A 17,475-nucleotide genomic window follows, 5' to 3' on the forward strand; every position below is an offset into this window, starting at 1 on the left:
CGGACTTTACGGAAAATTCCGCAACACCGCATCTTTTTGTGACGACGACTACACTATTTTAATCAGGAAAGTGATGCCAACGGGAGAATCATGGCCAGACAAACAGAACGGTTTTCATTCAATGTGCTCACCATTAATACTCACAAAGGGTTCACCGCCTTCAACCGGCGTTTTATTTTGCCTGAGCTACGGGAAGCCGTCAGAACCGTCGGCGCAGACATTGTGTGTCTGCAGGAAGTCATGGGAGCGCACGAAGCGCATTCGCTGCACATTGAGAACTGGCCGGATACCAGCCACTACGAATTTCTGGCGGACACGATGTGGAGCGACTTCGCCTACGGGCGTAACGCCGTGTACCCGCAAGGACATCACGGTAATGCAGTGCTGTCGCGGTATCCCATTGAGCATTATGAAAATCGTGATGTGTCAGTCGGTGCGAGTGAAAAGCGCGGAGTCCTTTACTGCCGCATCGTACCGCCAATGCTCTCCCACCCCATTCATGTGATGTGTGTGCATCTCGGCCTACGTGAAGCTCACCGCCAGGCTCAGCTCTCAATGCTGGCAGACTGGGTTAACGCCCTGCCCAACGCGGAGCCCGTGGTGATTGCTGGAGATTTTAACGACTGGCGGCAAACGGCCAATCGCCCGTTGAAAGCCAAAGCTGGTCTTGACGAGATTTTTACCCGCGCCCACGGTCGCCCGGCGCGAACGTTTCCGGTGCAGTTTCCTCTGCTGCGCCTGGACAGGATCTATGTGAAAAACGCGAATGCCAGTACCCCGACGACGCTTGCGCTGCGTCACTGGCGACATTTGTCCGATCATGCCCCCCTGAGTGCGGAGATTCATTTATGAAATATGGCTGGCGTGAAGGCAATCAAATTCAACTGCTGGAAAACGGCGATCAATTCTACCCCGCCGTCTTTGACGCCATTGAGCAGGCACAGCAAAAAATTATCCTTGAGACTTTTATCTGGTTTGAAGATGCAGTAGGAAAACAGCTGCATGCCGCGTTGCTCGAAGCCGCCCGACGAGGAATCAAAGCAGAGGTGCTGCTGGATGGCTACGGCTCGCCGGATCTGAGCGACAGTTTTGTTGAAGAGCTGACCGTAGCCGGTGTTGTTTTCCGCTACTACGATCCGCGTCCGCGTCTTTTTGGAATGCGCACCAATCTCTTTCGCCGTATGCATCGAAAAATAGTGGTCATTGATGACCGTGTTGCCTTTGTCGGCGGCATCAATTACTCCGCTGAACATATGTCGGATTACGGCCCGGAGGCCAAGCAGGATTACGCCGTGCGCGTTGAAGGTCCAGTCGTTGCTGACATTCTGAACTTTGTACTGGAAAACCTGCCCGGGCAAAGCGCCGTACGACGCTGGTGGCGACGTCATCACCGGGCAATCGACAATCATCGCCCCGGCGAAGCGCAGGCGCTGTTTGTCTGGCGCGATAACGAAGAGCATCGCGATGATATTGAACGCCACTATCTTAAAATGCTGACCCAGGCCCGACGGGAAGTGATCATTGCCAATGCCTATTTCTTTCCCGGTTATCGCCTGCTGCATGCCCTGCGTAAAGCAGCACGACGCGGCGTTCGGGTAAAACTCATTGTGCAGGGTGAACCGGATATGCCGATTGTGAAAGTGGGTGCCCGCCTGCTGTACAACTATCTGGTTAAAGGTGGTGTCCATGTCTACGAATACCGCCGTAAACCTCTGCATGGCAAAGTGGCGCTGATGGACGATCACTGGGCGACGGTGGGCTCCAGCAATCTTGATCCGCTGAGCCTGTCACTGAATCTGGAAGCGAATCTGATTATTCATGACCGCACGTTTAACCAGACCCTGCGCGACAACCTGAACCCTATTATTGCGCAGGACTGCAAACGGGTTGATGAATCCATGCTGCCAAAACGCACCTGGTGGAACCTGACTAAAAGCGTGTTGGCCTTCCACTTTTTACGCCACTTCCCGGCGCTGGTCGGCTGGCTTCCGGCGCATACCCCGCATCTGGCCGAGGTAGAGCCGCCCGCGCAGCCCGCTCTGGAAACTCAGGACCGTATACAAACTGAGGATGCAGGAGGGAAAACCTGATGGCAAAAAATCACCGACGCTGGCGGTTAGCGAAAAAGATCCTCACATGGTTATTTTTTATTGCGGTGATCGTGTTGCTGGTCGTTTATGCCAGCAAAGTCAACTGGCAGGAAGTGTGGACGGTAATTCGCGATTACAACCGGATCGCCCTGCTCAGCGCCGTGGGGTTGGTGATCGTCAGTTATTTACTTTACGGTTGTTATGATCTGCTCGGGCGCTACTACTGCGGTCACAAACTGGCAAAACGCCAGGTCATGCTGGTGTCGTTTATCTGTTACGCGTTTAACCTGACGTTAAGCACCTGGGTGGGCGGTATTGGGATGCGATATCGGCTCTACTCGCGTCTCGGGTTGCCGGGGGGCACAATAACGCGGATTTTTTCGCTGAGTATTACCACTAACTGGCTGGGCTATATTCTGCTGGGCGGTTTTATATTTACCTTCGGCGTCGTCGAACTGCCCGCTCACTGGTATATCGATGAAGGCACATTGCGCATTTTAGGCATAGCGCTGCTGCTTATTATTGTTGTTTATCTGTGGTTTTGCACCTTCGCTAAACATCGTCACATCACCATCAAGGGCCAAAAGCTGGTGCTCCCCTCCTGGAAATTTGCCCTCGCGCAGATGGCGATATCCGGGACTAACTGGATGGTTATGGGGGCGATTATCTGGTTGTTGCTGGGTCAGAATATTAACTATTTCTTCGTGCTTGGCGTGCTGCTGGTGAGCAGTATTGCCGGGGTTATTGTGCATATTCCGGCAGGGATCGGCGTGCTGGAGGCGGTTTTTATGGCGCTGCTGGCGGGAGAGAATACGTCTCAGGGCACGATCATTGCTGCCCTGCTCGCGTATCGCGTGCTGTACTATTTTATTCCGCTACTGCTGGCGCTGATGTGTTATTTACTACTGGAGAGTCGGGCGAAAAAGCTGCGGGTAAAAAACGAGAAGGCGATGGCGAAATGATGGTGCTTATAGTGCCGGATGCGGCTTAACGCCTTATCCGGCCTACTTTCGATACACAACTGTAGGCCGAATAAGCGCAGCGCCATCCGGCAACAGACAATTAACGACGATTGCCGAAAATACGCAGCAGCATCAGGAACAGGTTGATGAAGTCCAGATACAGCGTTAAGGCCCCAAGAATTGCGTATTTACGCAGATTGGAGCTGTCTCGCAGGTCGATCTGCTCACCGATATTTTTCAGCTTCTGCGTGTCATAGGCGGTCAGACCGACAAACACTATCACCCCGATATAGGTCACCGCCCACATCAGCGCTTCGCTCTTCAGCCAGAAGTTAACCAGCGAAGCCAGCACAATACCGATCAGCGCCATAAACAGCATATTGCCGAAGCCGCTCAGATCGCGCTTGGTGGTGTAGCCATACAAACTCATGATCCCGAACATCCCGCCAGTGACCACGAAGGTGCTGGCGATAGACGAGTAGGTATAGACAATAAAGATGCTTGATAGCGTCAACCCGGTTAATGCCGAATAGAGCATAAACAGCGTGGTCGCCATACCCGCGCTCAGCCTTTGCACCATGCCGGACAGAACAAACACCAGCGCCAGTTGAGCGATGATCAGGCCAAAGAAGGTGATTTTGCTGGAGAAGACAAACATCATCACCGCGGGCGTATTTGCCGCATACCAGGCGATAAACGCCGTCAGCAACAGTCCGCAGGTCATCCAGCCGTACACCTGCGCCATATACGTTTGCAGGCCGGAACGGGCCTGTACAATAGAATCGGATCGTGGGAATCGGTCCATGACAATCTCCTGAATCAGTATGAGCCTACAACAATTGTACTCTACCAGCGTTTTGCTGCTAGCTTATCACTGTCGCGGGCATCAACCCAGCGCTCACCTTCCGGCGTGGCCTCGCGCTTCCAGAACGGCGCGCGGGTTTTCAGGTAATCCATAATGAACTGCCCGGCATCAAACGCGCTGCTGCGATGCGCGCTGGTCACGCCAACAAAAACGATTTCGTCACCCGGCCACAGTTCGCCAATGCGATGGATCACCGTCACCCGACCCAGCGGCCAGCGCGAACGCGCGTCGTCGACAATCTCCGCCAGCGCTTTTTCGGTCATTCCCGGATAGTGTTCCAGCGTTAACGCCTTAACGTTGTCACCGAGATTGTGATTGCGCACTTTACCGGTGAAAGTGACTACCGCGCCGTCTTCATCGCGCTCTGCCAGCCAGGGATACTCATCCCCGACGCTGAACGGCGCATGGCCAACAACAATTCGCGTTTCAGCCATTTTAGCCTCCGGTTACCGGCGGGAAGAAAGCGACTTCATCACCCGCGTTAAGAGGATGGTCAAAACTGACCAGCGTCTGATTCACCGCCGCCAGCAGCTTGCCGTCTTCCAGCGCCAGCGCCCAGCGATCGCTTTGCGCCGCCAGATGCTTGCGCAGCGCTTCTACCGTTGCAAACTCGGCGGCAACTTCTAACGCATCGGTGTTCACCAGTTCCCGTACCTGAGCAAAGAAAAGAACCTTAATCATGTGCATCCACCTTAAAATCACCCGATTTGCCGCCGCTTTTTGCCAGCAAACGCACCGGACCAATCACCATATCCTTTTGCACCGCTTTGCACATATCGTAGATGGTCAACGCCGCCACGGAGGCTGCCGTTAACGCTTCCATTTCAACGCCGGTTTTACCGGTTAGGCGACACAGCGTTTCAATACGTACGCGGTTATGTTCCGGTTCAGCGTGCAGATTGACTTCAACCTTGCTCAGCATCAGTGGGTGACACAGTGGGATAAGATCCCAGGTGCGTTTGGCGGCTTGGATACCGGCAATACGCGCCGTGGCGAAAACGTCGCCCTTATGGTGGCTGCCGTCGATAATCATCGCCAGCGTTTCGCTACGCATGGTCACGAATGCTTCTGCACGCGCCTCGCGTACGGTTTCCGCTTTGGCGGAGACATCCACCATATGCGCTTCGCCAGCGGCGTTAATATGAGTCAGTTGCGACATACTTATTTCTTCAAATGTGGGTGGAAATTACACGGACGCGTACGGGCATCAAGCTGCGGCGCAATGATATTTTCCCAGGCAGTACGACACGCTTTGGTCGAACCCGGCATGGCAAAAATCAGCGTTTTATTGGCCACCCCGGCAATCGCGCGGGATTGCAGCGTCGCGGTGCCAATCTCTTCAAACGACAGCATACGGAATACTTCGCCAAACCCTTCGACTTCTCTGTCGAACAGCGGTTGCAGCGCTTCCGGCGCCTGGTCCCCTTCGGTTAAGCCAGTGCCACCGGTAATGAGCACCACCTGTACATCGTCACTGGCAATCCAGGCAGAAACCTGGGCGCGGATAGCGTAGCGGTTCTCTTTGACAATCGCCTTATCGACAATCTGATGACCCGCTTCTTGCGCCGAGTCACACAGATAATGGCCGGAGGTGTCATCTTCTTCGCCGCGACGGTTGGAAACAGTAAGAATAGCAATGCGTGTCGGGATAAATTCAGCGCTTACCTGACTCATGAAAAACTCCTTTTAGCGATCAGCCGCCAATGTAAGATAAGTTTTGCGTAATACCGGTATTGTTCTGATGCAGGAAATGGGTCTGCTTTTTCTCCAGCAGCGCGGCTGAAATACGTTCTTCCAGCGCCGGTTGCTGAGCATCGTCTTCCAGCAAATCACGCAGGCTTACGCCGCCTTCACCAAATAAACACAGATGAAGCTTGCCGACAGAGGAAACGCGCAGACGATTACAGGTGGCGCAGAAGTCTTTCTCATAAGGCATGATCAGACCAATTTCGCCAACATAATCAGGGTGACAGAAAACCTGAGCCGGGCCGTCACTACGCTGTCGGATCTGGTGGATCCAGCCGCGACGCAGCAGCTCATCGCGCAGTACCTGTCCGGAAATATGGTGTTTACGGAAGAGAGAGCTGCCCTCGCCCGTTTCCATCAGTTCAATAAAACGCAGTTGGATTGGTCGAGGTTGGATCCACGCCAGGAAGGTGTCCAGTTGATGATGGTTTACGTCGCGCATCAGCACGGTGTTGACTTTCACTTTTTCAAAACCGGCATCAAAGGCAGCATCAATGCCTGCCATCACCTGCTGAAACTTGTCCTGTCCGGTAATGGCGTGAAACTGACGGGCGTCGAGGCTGTCGACGCTGACGTTGAGCGCGGTCAGTCCGGCATCGCGCCAGGCGGCGGCATCGCGCGCCAGACGATAACCATTGGTGGTTACCGCAATCTGGCGAATGGCGTCGTTTTCGCGCACGGCGGCGATAATGTCAGTGAAGTCGCGACGCAGTGAAGGTTCGCCCCCCGTCAGACGCACTTTTTCCGTTCCCAGACTGGCGAACGCACGCGTGACACGGCGAATTTCATCAACGGTTAAAAAGCCGTTATTGGTGACCCCGCCGGGCTTATAGCCATCCGGCAGGCAGTAGGTGCAACGAAAGTTACACACATCGGTAATCGACAAACGTAAGTAGTAAAACTTACGTGCGAAAGCATCGGTAAGTTGAGAGCCCATGTACACCTTTCCAAATACGGGAGACGTAGTCATTTCTTCCTGCGCCCTGGTGACAAACTTTTTCAAGTCTTGTCACGGCCAAAGCACCGTATCATTTGACCCAGGTGCAGAGGCTAGAGTGTTTATACTCATCATACTTCGAGTTGCAGATGCGTTGGCTTACGGCAACTCAAATTTTTAAGAGTACTTTGTGGTTATGCCGATACTAGCGTGTAAATGGCGCTTTTGCCATGTACACTTTCGCTGTATAAATATGTATATAGCGACATGATCGTGCAATTTCGCTACAGAATAAGCAAAAATCACAGTTTTGCATTGATATACATCATCTTGCCATCAGGTGAGTGTCGTCAGAAAGGAGTAGATCGCAGAAAAAAATTACGGCAGATGCCGACTGGATAATTGCTGAAAACACGCTATTTACGTTACTGTAGCGCCGATCAATTGATATCAGGAAAATATATGCGCACTCGCACGCTGGCAGATCTGGACCGCGTTGTCGCTCTCGGCGGAGGGCATGGATTAGGACGCGTTCTCTCCTCTCTTTCCCCATTAGGTTCCCGCCTGACGGGTATCGTCACCACCACCGATAACGGCGGGTCGACAGGTCGTATTCGTCGCTCTGAAGGAGGGATTGCCTGGGGAGACATGCGTAACTGTCTGAACCAGTTAATTACCCAACCCAGCGTTGCATCCGCTATGTTTGAGTATCGTTTTGGCGGTAATGGCGAACTTTCCGGGCATAACCTCGGAAATCTGATGTTAAAGGCGCTCGATCACCTCAGCGTGCGGCCTCTGGAAGCTATCAATTTAATTCGTAGCCTGCTGAAAGTTGACGCACATTTAATTCCGATGTCGGAGCTGCCGGTGGATCTGATGGCCATTGATGACCAGGGACACGAAGTTTATGGCGAAGTGAATATCGATCAGCTCACCGTCCCACCTCAGGAACTGATGCTTTCGCCAAAAGTCCCGACTACACGGGAGGCCGTTGAGGCTATCGCTGAAGCGGATTTAATATTGATAGGCCCCGGCAGTTTTTACACCAGCCTGATGCCGATTCTTTTACTCGATGAAATGTCACAGGCATTACGTCGCACACCGGCTCCGATGGTCTACATAGGCAATCTTGGACGCGAATTAAGCCTGCCAGCAGCGAGCCTGACGCTTAGCGATAAGCTGGCCATTATTGAACAGTACGTCGGGAAGAAAGTGATTGATGCGGTGGTTGTGGGGCCGAAAGTGGATGCTTCCGCCGTTACCGACCGCGTTGTGATCCAGGAAGTGTTGGAAGCCAGCGATATTCCCTACCGCCATGACCGCCAGCTATTGCATAGTGCGCTGGAGAAAGCTGTGCAGGCGCTGGGCTGAACGGATTTGCCTGATGCGCTTCGCTTATCAGGCCTACAAAACGAATTGCTCCGCCATCAAACAATGCCTGATGCGCTGCGCTTATCAGGCCTACAAAACGATTTGCTCCGGCATCAAACAATGCCTGATGCGCTACGCTTATCAGGCCTACAAAACGAATTGCTCCGCCATCAAACAATGCCTGATGCGCTGCGCTTATCAGGCCTACAAAACGATTTGCTCCGGCATCAAACAATGCCTGATGCGCTACGCATATCAGGCCTACAAATCGATTTGCTCCGGCATCAAACAATGCCTGATGCGCTGCGCTTATCAGGCCTACAAAACGAATTGCTCCGCCATCCGGCCTACGTACGCTATCTACCCAGTAGGTCGGATAAGGGTTTACCCCGCATCCGACACCGCCTTACGATGCCGCAATAAACAACTCGCGCAACTGATGCAACTGGTCACGGATTGTCGCGGCCTCTTCAAACTCGAGATTCTGCGCGTGCTGCATCATCTGCCCTTCCAGCTCGTGAATCTTCTGCTGCAGCGCTTTTGGCGTCATATCCAGTTCGACAACCTCAGACTTCGCGCCTGCGCGTGACTTCCCTTTGCCTTTCGCTTTGGTCTTCGCAATATTCTGACCCAGCGCCAGAATATCGACCACTTTCTTGTTCAGCCCCTGCGGCGTAATACCGTGTTCTTCGTTATAGAGCTGCTGTTTCTCACGACGACGTTCGGTTTCACCAATCGCTTTAGCCATAGAGGCGGTAATTTTATCACCGTAAAGAATCGCCTTACCGTTGATGTTACGCGCCGCACGACCGATGGTCTGAATAAGCGAACGCTCAGAACGCAGGAACCCTTCTTTGTCTGCGTCCAGAATCGCCACCAGGGAGACCTCAGGCATGTCCAGACCTTCACGTAGCAGGTTGATACCCACCAGCACGTCAAACTCGCCCAGACGCAGGTCACGAATGATTTCCATACGTTCCACGGTATCGATGTCAGAGTGCAGATAACGCACCCGTTCACCGTGCTCTTCAAGATACTCGGTGAGATCCTCCGCCATCCGTTTGGTGAGCGTGGTGACCAGCACACGTTCGTTAATCGCCGCACGGGTGCGGATCTCAGATAGCAGATCGTCAACCTGCGTCGCCACCGGGCGCACCTCAATGACCGGATCCAGCAGGCCGGTCGGTCTTACTACCTGATCGACCACATCATCACCGGATTTCTCCAGCTCATAGTTGCCCGGCGTCGCCGAAACGTAGATGGTTTGCGGGGCCAGCGCTTCAAACTCTTCAAATTTAAGCGGACGGTTATCCAGCGCAGACGGCAGACGGAATCCGTATTCGACCAGGGTTTCTTTACGCGCCCGGTCACCGCGATACATGCCGCCAATTTGCGGGATAGTCACGTGAGATTCATCCACCACCAGCAGGCCATCGGCAGGCAGGTAATCAAACAGCGTCGGCGGCGGCTCGCCCGGACCACGCCCGGAGAGATAGCGGGAATAGTTTTCAATCCCCGAGCAGTAACCCAGCTCGTTCATCATTTCCAGATCGAACTGGGTACGCTGACTTAAGCGCTGTTCTTCCAGCAGTTTGTTATTAGCCAACAGGACTTTTCGCCGCTCTGCCAGCTCAACTTTAATTTCTTCCATCGCCTGTACAATACGTTCGCGCGGCGTCACGTAGTGCGTTTTAGGGTAGATAGTAAAGCGCGAAATAGTAGATTCGACCTGTCCGGTAAGCGGGTCAAACAGCGACAAACGTTCGACTTCTTCATCAAACAGTTCCACGCGCAACGCGATGTCGTCAGATTCCGCCGGGAATATGTCGATCACTTCACCGCGCACGCGGAAGGTCCCGCGCTGGAATGCCTGATCGTTACGGGTATATTGTAGCTCCGCCAGACGACGCAGGATCGCGCGCTGGTCGATAATCATCCCCACCGTCAGGTGCAGCATCATTTTCAGGTATAGATCCGGGTCACCCAGACCATAAATCGCGGAAACCGACGCTACGACGACGACATCCCGTCGCTCAAGCAACGCTTTGGTTGCTGACAGACGCATCTGCTCAATGTGTTCGTTAACCGAAGCATCCTTCTCGATGAAGGTGTCAGAACTTGGCACGTAGGCTTCCGGCTGATAATAGTCGTAGTAGGAGACGAAATACTCCACCGCGTTATCCGGGAAGAACTCTTTCATCTCACCGTACAACTGCGCGGCAAGCGTCTTATTGGGGGCCAGCACCATGGTAGGGCGCTGTAAGTCCGCAATCACGTTCGCGATGGTGAATGTTTTCCCCGACCCCGTCACCCCCAGCAACGTCTGATGCGCCAGACCATCCTCCAGACCTTCTTCCAGGCGACGTATCGCCTCAGGCTGATCGCCAGAGGGTTTAAAAGCGGAATTTAGTTTGAACGGTTTACTCATGAGCAGCTACCTGAAGCAATGGGCGGGCAGGTGTGTAATTTTACTCGCAGCAGTATATTTTGCCAGTAAAATATACTGGATGAAAAAACAGTAACGCGCCAGAATATTTCTGTTACGCCAGCAAAATGGCCGTGACTACAGGCTAAAATTTGTCCGCAGGCAAGATAAAACACCAGCAAAAATGTGTTATCCCCAAACCAATGACTTTTTTAACATTTGTCAAGCTACCCGATGAAAGTTTTATGGCAACACATGACACTTCTGCGACAGCCATTGCATTTATCTAACACACTGTAATTTAATGACTATTATCTCAAGCCGTCTTTCGCATCAATTTAGTCGCAGGCCGCGTCTTCTCTCGCTTACCTTGTGTTTTCTAACTCTAATACACAAGGTTATCCACAGGAATAGTGGATAACTGCCTCCAGCCCGTACGGACTGTAGCCTGGCAAAAACGTCCTGATGATCTTTTCTGGTGGGATAAAAAAAAATTATCGCTATTTTTTGATATTTATCAGCTAACGAAGCGACCTGGGATGGCCGAGATCTTGCTCGCATTTTCATCATTTTCCTGCCTGCACCATCACAACGCCACCAGGCACTGACAATGTGCACACTGCGGCGCTCATCCACAACAAGCCGGATACCGCAACCCGCTCAATACGCTATTCTGCTGTATTTTCCCCTAATTCCGCTTCTGGCAAGAGATTTGCAGTTTTCTCCCGACCATCAGCCCGCAAGGCGGATATCATCATGAGGGAGAAATCTATGTTGAGTCTTCGTGCAGTGAATCACTATTACGGTAATCAACACTCGCTTTGGGATGTCGATCTCGACCTGTTGCCCGGCAAATGTACCGCCGTGCTGGGTCTTCCAGGGATGGGAAAAACCACGCTGGCCAATTGCATCATCGGCAATTTACCGATTGAGAGCGGAACCATGTTCTGGCATCAGGCTGGCGCACCACCTTGCGATCTGCTTCAGATTCCGGCGGCAAAGCGCATTGCGCTGGGTATTAACTGTGTATCACAGGAACGGCGAATTTTTTCGCAACTGACGGTAGAGGAAAATCTGCACATTGCGCGCCAGGCGGTCGAGGAAAGCGAAGCGATGAACAGCAGCGATATTTACCGCCTGTTTCCGCAGCTGTTTGTACTGCGTCAGGCCAAAGGGGTGGCATTGTCAGAGGAAAATCAGCATCTGCTTGCACTCGCCAGTGCGCTGGTCACTCGCCCGCGCCTGCTGATCCTCGATGAGCCGACGCGAGGAAGTGGCCAGGCGTATATCCACAAACTGGGGAATCTGATTGTGAGGCTAAGCCAGGAGCTTGGCATCGCCATTATGCTCGCGGAGCAGAGCCTGCCGTTCATTCGTCGGGTCGCCGACTGCTATTGCTTGTTACATCGTGGACGCAACGTGGCTCAAGGACAAATAACACAATTCAGCGACCCGCTAATCAACGACTGGTGGATGCCAGAGACAAAACGCTAAGATCGATATAACGACCTGTCGATGCTCGTTCCGGCTCTTCTGCCAGCCAGGGTATTTCCCCCAGTAGCGGAGCCGCAAGCGCACGCTTTAGCGTCGCCATATATTCAGCATGACGCTTGCCAGGTGGCATCACATCATTGGCAACCCATCCGGCGAGCGTCAGCCCGGCCTGCTGCACCGCCTGGGCGGTCAAAATGGCATGGTTGATACAACCGAGCTTAACGCCAACCACCAGAATCACCGGCAGTTGTTCCGCTTTTACCCAGTCAGAAAAACTCAGCGTTGGTGAAAGTGGCGTAAACCATCCGCCTGCGCCTTCCACCAATACCCAGTCAGCTTGCTCTTCAAGCAAGCGTAAACCCGCAGACATCACTGAAGCCTGAATGGGGCGTCCTTCGTCAGCACTGATGATATGCGGTGAGGTAGGTTCGGCGAAGGTATACGGATTGATGGCCGCATAATCCACTGCCACAACGCTGTTGCGCTGTAGAGCCAGCGCATCGCTGTTTCGCAGACCTTCAGCCGTCATTTCACTGCCTGACGCCACCGGCTTATAGCCGACCGTTCGCAACCCCAGCTGTCCCGCCGCCTGAAGCAACGCACAGCTGGCGATAGTTTTACCTACTTCGGTGTCCGTCCCGGTGACAAAATACGTGTTAGTCACGTTGAATTACTCCCAAAAAAAGATGATAGGTCAGCGGATATTTCCCCTGCTGACAGGGCCAGGCGAGCTGTAACTGGCGCAACTGCGAGCGGGTCAGCACACGCTGCTCACGTCCATCATGCAAATGCGTCGCGCCAATGCCCTTTAGCGAGCGCATGGCACTCAGCGCATCGTCAAACCACAGCGTGACGGCATGAGACTGGTATTCAACGTCCCAGCCGCACAGAGCGTTTTCCAGTTGCTCCACGGGCAAAAAACGGTTGGCGTGCTCCCGATCATCAACCGCTCTCCACGCCTGACGAAGTTCCGGCATCGACCCTTGCGCCAGCGTACTAAACGCCACCGCCCCTCCAGGACGCACCACCCGGTATAGCTCGCGTAACGCGCCGCGCAGGTCGTTGCACCACTGCACGGCCAGATTGCTCCAGGCTAGGTCGAAAGTGGCAGCGGCCTGCGGAATGGCTTCGATATCCGCCAGCAGATAGTGATGGGCGACATCGTGACGCTGCGCTTGCGTAAGCATTTGCGCCGACAGATCCAGCGCACAGACCTCGCTCCCCTGCTCCCGCCAGTAACGACTCATACGCCCAGGCCCACAGCCCGCGTCCAAAACCCGTGAGAACGCCCGGCCATTGAGTTGCGCCAGTAACGCATCGGCGCTCTGACGCTGAAGCTCCGCATGTTGCTCATAGTGCGTGGCCGCGCGACCAAACGCAGCGGCAATCGCCTGCTTATTGACCTGCGCCATGCAGCACCTCCAGTAAGTTGTCGATATCCTGGACTTCATGCGCCTGGGTCAGCGTAATCCGCAGCCTGGCCGTCCCAACCGGCACCGTCGGTGGACGAATCGCCGTCACCCAGCACCCCTGTTGCCGTAACGTCTGTGCCAGTTGCAAGGCTTTATGATTGTCGCCAACGATCAGCGGTTGAATAGCGCTGTCTGAATGTGCCAGCGTCAAATCCGTAGTATTCACCCCTGCGCGAAAACGCTGGATCAGCATCGCCAGCTTTTCTCTGCGCTCATCGCCTTCGCGGCTGCGGATCACCGCCAGCGCGGCGCGCAAGGCCTGAGCCTGGGCTGGCGGCATGCTGGTGCTGTAGATCAGATGACGGGCAAACTGCAGCAGATAATCGGCCACGCTATCAGAACACAGGATCGCCGCACCGCTGACGCCGAACCCTTTGCCAAATGTCACCACCAACAGCTCAGGTTTCACCTGCTGTCGGGAGCACGAACCACGCCCTTCCTCACCGCTTACGCCAATCCCATGCGCATCATCCACCAGCAGCCACGCGCCCTGCCGTTTCGCCACCACGTGGATTTCTGCCAGCGGCGCGCTGTCGCCATCCATGCTGAACACGCCTTCGGTGATCACCAGCTGCTGCCCCGGACAGGGGGCTGTCAGCAGACGATCCAGATGTTGCGAGTCGTTATGAGTAAAGCGACGTAACACGGCAGGGCTAAGACTGGCAGCCTCCAGCAGCGAGGCATGGCTGAGCCTGTCGGCAACAATCTTGTCATCTTTTCCCATCAGTGCGGCAATGACCGCCTGATTGGCGGCAAAACCAGAGATGAACAACAGCGCCCGGGAATAGCCGAGCCACTGCGCCAGTTCTTCTTCCAGCGCCTGATGAGCAACGGAATAACCGCTGACATGGCCCGAGCCGCCGCTGCCGACGCCAAAACGCTCAGCGCCCTGCTGCCACGCGCAGATAATCTGCGGATGGTGGCTTAAGCCGAGGTAGTCGTTGCTGGAGAAATTCAGATACTGGCGACCGTCGGCCTGCAGCCAGCGCCCGGCACCCTGCGTCACTGCATAGCGCTGACGCAGGGCATCAGCACGACGACGCGCTGTTAGCGCATCGTCAATTTTTTGCTGCCAGGTCATACGGTTGCCGCGTTGTAGTAATCGTCGGTATCCGGGGTACGCAGCGCCTGCTCCAGACGTTGTTGCTGTTCGTTATCGCCCGCCAGTACCGCCGTTTGCTGCGGGTTAAGACCCAGCTTGCGAAATAACAGCAAATCCTTATCTTCGTTCGGGTTCGGAGTGGTCAGCAGTTTGCAGCCGTAGAAAATCGAGTTGGCCCCGGCCATAAAGCACATCGCCTGGGTTTGTTCGTTCATCTGCTCGCGCCCGGCAGAAAGACGCACGTATGAGGTCGGCATCATGATACGCGCCACGGCGATAGTACGAATAAAATCAAAAGCATCTACGTCGTCGTTATCGGCAAGCGGCGTGCCCTTCACTTTCACCAGCATGTTGATCGGCACGCTTTCCGGCGGCGTCGGCAGATTCGCTAATTGCAGCAGCAGACCCGCGCGGTCGGTCACCGTTTCGCCCAGCCCAACAATCCCGCCGGAGCAAACTTTAATGCCCGCCTCGCGCACTTTATCCAGCGTATCCAGACGCTCCTGGTACGAGCGGGTGGTGATGATATTGCCGTAAAATTCCGGCGAGGTGTCGAGGTTGTGGTTGTAGTAGTCCAGACCCGCATTGGCCAGGCGCTGGGCCTGAGATTCGTCCAGCGTGCCCAGCGTCATACAGGCTTCCAGCCCCAGTTCTTTCACGCCCTGAACCATTTGTTCCAGGTACGGCATATCGCGCTCATGCGGGTTCTTCCACGCCGCGCCCATGCAAAACCGCGTTGAACCGGCCTGCTTCGCCTTACGTGCCGAGTCCAGTACCTGTTCAACCTCCATCAACCGTTCTGTTTCCAGACCGGTTTTATAGCGGGAGCTTTGCGGGCAGTATTTGCAATCTTCCGGGCAAGCACCGGTCTTAATCGACAGCAGCGTACTAACTTGTACCTGCTGCGGATCGAAATGCTGGCGATGAACCTGCTGCGCTTCAAACAGCAGATCCAACAGCGGTTTTTCAAATAATTCGGTGACTTGCGACATTGTCCAGCGAGAAGAATGAGCCATATTGGTATACGTTTCGTTGTTAGTTTGGTGTAGACTCGTAAACCTAAATCTTTTTAATTTGGTTTACAAGTCGATTATGACAACGGACGATCTTGCGTTTGACCAACGCCATATCTGGCACCCATACACCTCCATGACCTCCCCGTTACCGGTTTATCCGGTGGCGCGTGCCGAAGGTTGCGAACTGATCTTAGCCAGCGGTGAGAAGCTGATTGACGGCATGTCATCCTGGTGGGCGGCAATCCACGGTTACAATCACCCGCAGCTGAACGCCGCGATGAAAACGCAGATTGATGCCATGTCGCATGTGATGTTTGGTGGCATTACCCATGCCCCGGCCATTGCGCTGTGCCGCCAGTTGGTGGCGATGACGCCAGAGGCACTGGAGTGCGTTTTTCTCGCGGATTCAGGATCGGTCGCCGTAGAAGTTGCAATGAAAATGGCACTGCAATACTGGCAGGCTAAAGGTGAATCCCGCCAGCGTTTCCTGACATTTCGTAACGGTTATCACGGTGATACCTTCGGCGCGATGTCGGTCTGCGATCCTGACAACTCAATGCACAGTCTGTGGAAGGGGTACCTGCCGGAGAACCTGTTTGCCCCTGCCCCACAAAGCCGCATGGGCGGCGAGTGGGACGAACTGGATATGGTGCCTTTTGCCCGTCTGATGGCCGCGCATCGCCACGAAATTGCGGCAGTGATCCTAGAGCCAATCGTACAGGGCGCTGGCGGTATGCGCATGTATCATCCTGAATGGTTAAAACGCATCCGTAAGATGTGCGACCGTGAAGGGATCCTGCTGATTGCCGATGAAATCGCCACCGGATTTGGTCGTACAGGCAAGCTGTTTGCCTGCGAGCATGCCGACATCACTCCGGACATTTTATGCCTGGGCAAAGCGTTAACCGGCGGAACAATGACCCTTTCAGCAACCCTCACCACCCGCCAGGTTGCGGAAACCATCAGCAACGGTGAAGCAGGATGCTTCATGCACGGCCCGACCTTTATGGGCAATCCGTTGGCCTGCGCCGTCGCCTCCGCCAGCCTGTCGTTAATCGAAACCGGCGAGTGGCGCGCACAGGTAGCGGCCATTGAAGCGCAACTGCGGGCAGAACTCGCCCCGGCGGTAGATTCCTGCTGGGTCGCGGACGTACGCGTGCTCGGCGCCATTGGCGTAATCGAAACCACCCATCCGGTGAATATGGCAGCGTTACAGAAGTTCTTTGTCGAACAGGGCGTGTGGATAAGACCGTTTGGCAAGCTCATCTACCTGATGCCGCCGTACATCATCCAGCCCAATCAGTTACGTCGCCTGACGCAGGCCGTGAACGAGGCTGTGCGCAATGCAACATTTTTTAGCGATTAATCAGCGGTAAGCTCTACGGTTTCTGGCTACACTTTTTGGCTAACGAGAGGAGTCAGCATGAAACTAATCAGTAACGATTTGCGCGATGGCGATAAGCTTGGGCATCGCCACGTCTTTAACGGCATGGGGTATGACGGGGATAATATTTCCCCGCATCTGGCGTGGGATGACGTACCCGCAGGAACCAAAAGCTTTGTCGTGACCTGCTTTGATCCTGATGCGCCAACCGGCTCCGGCTGGTGGCATTGGGTGGTAGTAAATCTGCCGGCTGATACCCGCGTACTCCCGCAAGGTTTCGGCTCCGGGCTGGTTGCACAACCGGATGGGGTGATTCAGACCCGTACAGATTTTGGCAAAGCCGGTTATGGCGGCGCTGCGCCGCCGAAGGGTGAAACCCACCGCTATATCTTTACGGTTCACGCCCTGGATGTGGAGCGTATTGATGTCGATGAAGGTGCCAGCGGCGCGATGGTTGGATTTAACGTCCATTTCCACTCGCTCGCCAGCGCCTCGATTACGGCGATGTTTAGCTAAGCTGTGTTGTGCCGGATATCGGCTTCACCTCATCCGGCCTACAAAGCAGACCGTAGGCCTGATAAGACGCGTCAGCGTCGACATCAGGCAATTTT

At 54.4% G+C, this 17,475-nt stretch carries 18 protein-coding genes and 1 riboswitch; of the genes, 7 read left to right on the top strand and 11 right to left on the bottom strand.

Translation table 11 applies throughout. The features are described 5' to 3' along the window. The first annotated feature begins 90 nt into the window (after positions 1-90). Genes OGY04_RS11215 through OGY04_RS11225 form a run of 3 tightly spaced genes read left to right on the top strand, consistent with a single transcriptional unit; the run spans position 91 to position 3,052 of the window. A complete protein-coding gene (locus OGY04_RS11215) occupies positions 91-852 on the top strand; it encodes an endonuclease/exonuclease/phosphatase family protein (protein ID WP_286585304.1) in 762 nt (253 codons plus the stop codon). After that, positions 849-2,090, top strand: coding sequence for a cardiolipin synthase ClsB (gene clsB, locus OGY04_RS11220; RefSeq protein WP_032942766.1), 1,242 nt, complete (start codon positions 849-851; stop codon positions 2,088-2,090). The genes OGY04_RS11215 and clsB overlap by 4 nt, the downstream gene beginning before the upstream one ends. Next, positions 2,090-3,052 carry a lysylphosphatidylglycerol synthase domain-containing protein gene (locus OGY04_RS11225; protein WP_103284921.1) on the top strand — a complete coding sequence of 321 codons (963 nt, stop codon included), beginning with the start codon at positions 2,090-2,092 and terminating at the stop codon, positions 3,050-3,052. Before clsB ends, OGY04_RS11225 begins: the two co-directional genes overlap by 1 nt. 100 nt (positions 3,053-3,152) lie before the next feature. Here the strand turns inward: OGY04_RS11225 and OGY04_RS11230 are convergent, their stop codons facing one another. The 6 genes from OGY04_RS11230 to moaA form a co-directional block, all read right to left on the bottom strand. Then, positions 3,153-3,857 (bottom strand): Bax inhibitor-1/YccA family protein, encoded by a 705-nt coding sequence (locus tag OGY04_RS11230; RefSeq protein ID WP_003831536.1) that lies wholly within the window; start codon positions 3,855-3,857, stop codon positions 3,153-3,155. A gap of 41 nt (positions 3,858-3,898) precedes the next feature. After that, positions 3,899-4,351 carry a molybdopterin synthase catalytic subunit MoaE gene (gene moaE / locus OGY04_RS11235; protein WP_286585305.1) on the bottom strand — a complete coding sequence of 151 codons (453 nt, stop codon included), beginning with the start codon at positions 4,349-4,351 and terminating at the stop codon, positions 3,899-3,901. Position 4,352: 1 nt separating this feature from the next. Beyond that, positions 4,353-4,598: a molybdopterin synthase sulfur carrier subunit gene (gene moaD, locus OGY04_RS11240; protein WP_003831530.1), complete on the bottom strand. Its 246-nt coding sequence runs from the start codon at positions 4,596-4,598 to the stop codon at positions 4,353-4,355. After that, on the bottom strand, positions 4,591-5,076 hold the full coding sequence (gene moaC / locus OGY04_RS11245) for a cyclic pyranopterin monophosphate synthase MoaC (RefSeq protein WP_003035188.1): 486 nt from the start codon (positions 5,074-5,076) through the stop codon (positions 4,591-4,593). The genes moaD and moaC overlap by 8 nt, the downstream gene beginning before the upstream one ends. 2 nt (positions 5,077-5,078) lie before the next feature. Next, entirely contained in the window at positions 5,079-5,591 is a 513-nt protein-coding gene (gene moaB, locus OGY04_RS11250) for a molybdenum cofactor biosynthesis protein B (protein ID WP_286585306.1), read from the bottom strand. 19 nt (positions 5,592-5,610) lie between these two features. Beyond that, positions 5,611-6,600, bottom strand: coding sequence for a GTP 3',8-cyclase MoaA (moaA, locus tag OGY04_RS11255; protein ID WP_032934386.1), 990 nt, complete (start codon positions 6,598-6,600; stop codon positions 5,611-5,613). Further along, positions 6,588-6,733: riboswitch (molybdenum cofactor riboswitch) on the bottom strand. (Overlaps the previous gene by 13 nt.) A gap of 329 nt (positions 6,734-7,062) precedes the next feature. Between moaA and yvcK the strand changes: the two genes are divergently transcribed. Next, positions 7,063-7,971, top strand: a complete 909-nt coding sequence (gene yvcK, locus OGY04_RS11260; RefSeq protein WP_003831525.1) for a uridine diphosphate-N-acetylglucosamine-binding protein YvcK — start codon at positions 7,063-7,065, stop codon at positions 7,969-7,971. 406 nt (positions 7,972-8,377) lie between these two features. On the opposite strand, the gene uvrB is transcribed toward yvcK, so the two are convergent. Further along, positions 8,378-10,399 carry an excinuclease ABC subunit UvrB gene (uvrB, locus tag OGY04_RS11265; RefSeq protein ID WP_008784186.1) on the bottom strand — a complete coding sequence of 674 codons (2,022 nt, stop codon included), beginning with the start codon at positions 10,397-10,399 and terminating at the stop codon, positions 8,378-8,380. A 768-nt stretch (positions 10,400-11,167) separates the two neighbouring features. On the opposite strand from uvrB, the gene OGY04_RS11270 reads away from it, so the two are divergent. Beyond that, on the top strand, positions 11,168-11,890 hold the full coding sequence (locus tag OGY04_RS11270) for an ABC transporter ATP-binding protein (RefSeq protein WP_103284918.1): 723 nt from the start codon (positions 11,168-11,170) through the stop codon (positions 11,888-11,890). Here the strand turns inward: OGY04_RS11270 and bioD are convergent. The 4 genes from bioD to bioB are packed head-to-tail and all read right to left on the bottom strand — an operon-like array spanning position 11,856 to position 15,480. Further along, positions 11,856-12,554 (bottom strand): dethiobiotin synthase, encoded by a 699-nt coding sequence (gene bioD, locus OGY04_RS11275; RefSeq protein ID WP_071445157.1) that lies wholly within the window; start codon positions 12,552-12,554, stop codon positions 11,856-11,858. The genes OGY04_RS11270 and bioD overlap by 35 nt on opposite strands. Next, positions 12,547-13,302: a malonyl-ACP O-methyltransferase BioC gene (gene bioC, locus OGY04_RS11280; RefSeq protein WP_032942762.1), complete on the bottom strand. Its 756-nt coding sequence runs from the start codon at positions 13,300-13,302 to the stop codon at positions 12,547-12,549. The genes bioD and bioC overlap by 8 nt, the downstream gene beginning before the upstream one ends. Then, complete coding sequence (gene bioF / locus OGY04_RS11285) at positions 13,286-14,443, bottom strand: 8-amino-7-oxononanoate synthase (RefSeq protein WP_111465895.1); 1,158 nt, start codon at positions 14,441-14,443, stop codon at positions 13,286-13,288. Before bioF ends, bioC begins: the two co-directional genes overlap by 17 nt. Beyond that, a complete protein-coding gene (gene bioB / locus OGY04_RS11290) occupies positions 14,440-15,480 on the bottom strand; it encodes a biotin synthase BioB (RefSeq protein ID WP_008784180.1) in 1,041 nt (346 codons plus the stop codon). The genes bioF and bioB overlap by 4 nt, the downstream gene beginning before the upstream one ends. Before the next feature lie 76 nt (positions 15,481-15,556). Here bioB and bioA point away from each other — a divergent pair, with 76 nt between their 5' ends. Together bioA and OGY04_RS11300 are read left to right on the top strand one after the other, a co-directional pair. Then, positions 15,557-16,846, top strand: coding sequence for an adenosylmethionine--8-amino-7-oxononanoate transaminase (bioA, locus tag OGY04_RS11295; protein ID WP_128611514.1), 1,290 nt, complete (start codon positions 15,557-15,559; stop codon positions 16,844-16,846). Between the two features lie 57 nt (positions 16,847-16,903). Then, complete coding sequence (locus tag OGY04_RS11300; protein ID WP_048214637.1) at positions 16,904-17,380, top strand: kinase inhibitor; 477 nt, start codon at positions 16,904-16,906, stop codon at positions 17,378-17,380. The last annotated feature ends 95 nt before the right edge of the window (positions 17,381-17,475 follow it).

It is taken from the genome of Citrobacter sp. Cpo091 (assembly GCF_030332645.1).
GTDB classification, from domain to species: Bacteria; Pseudomonadota; Gammaproteobacteria; order Enterobacterales; family Enterobacteriaceae; genus Citrobacter; species Citrobacter portucalensis.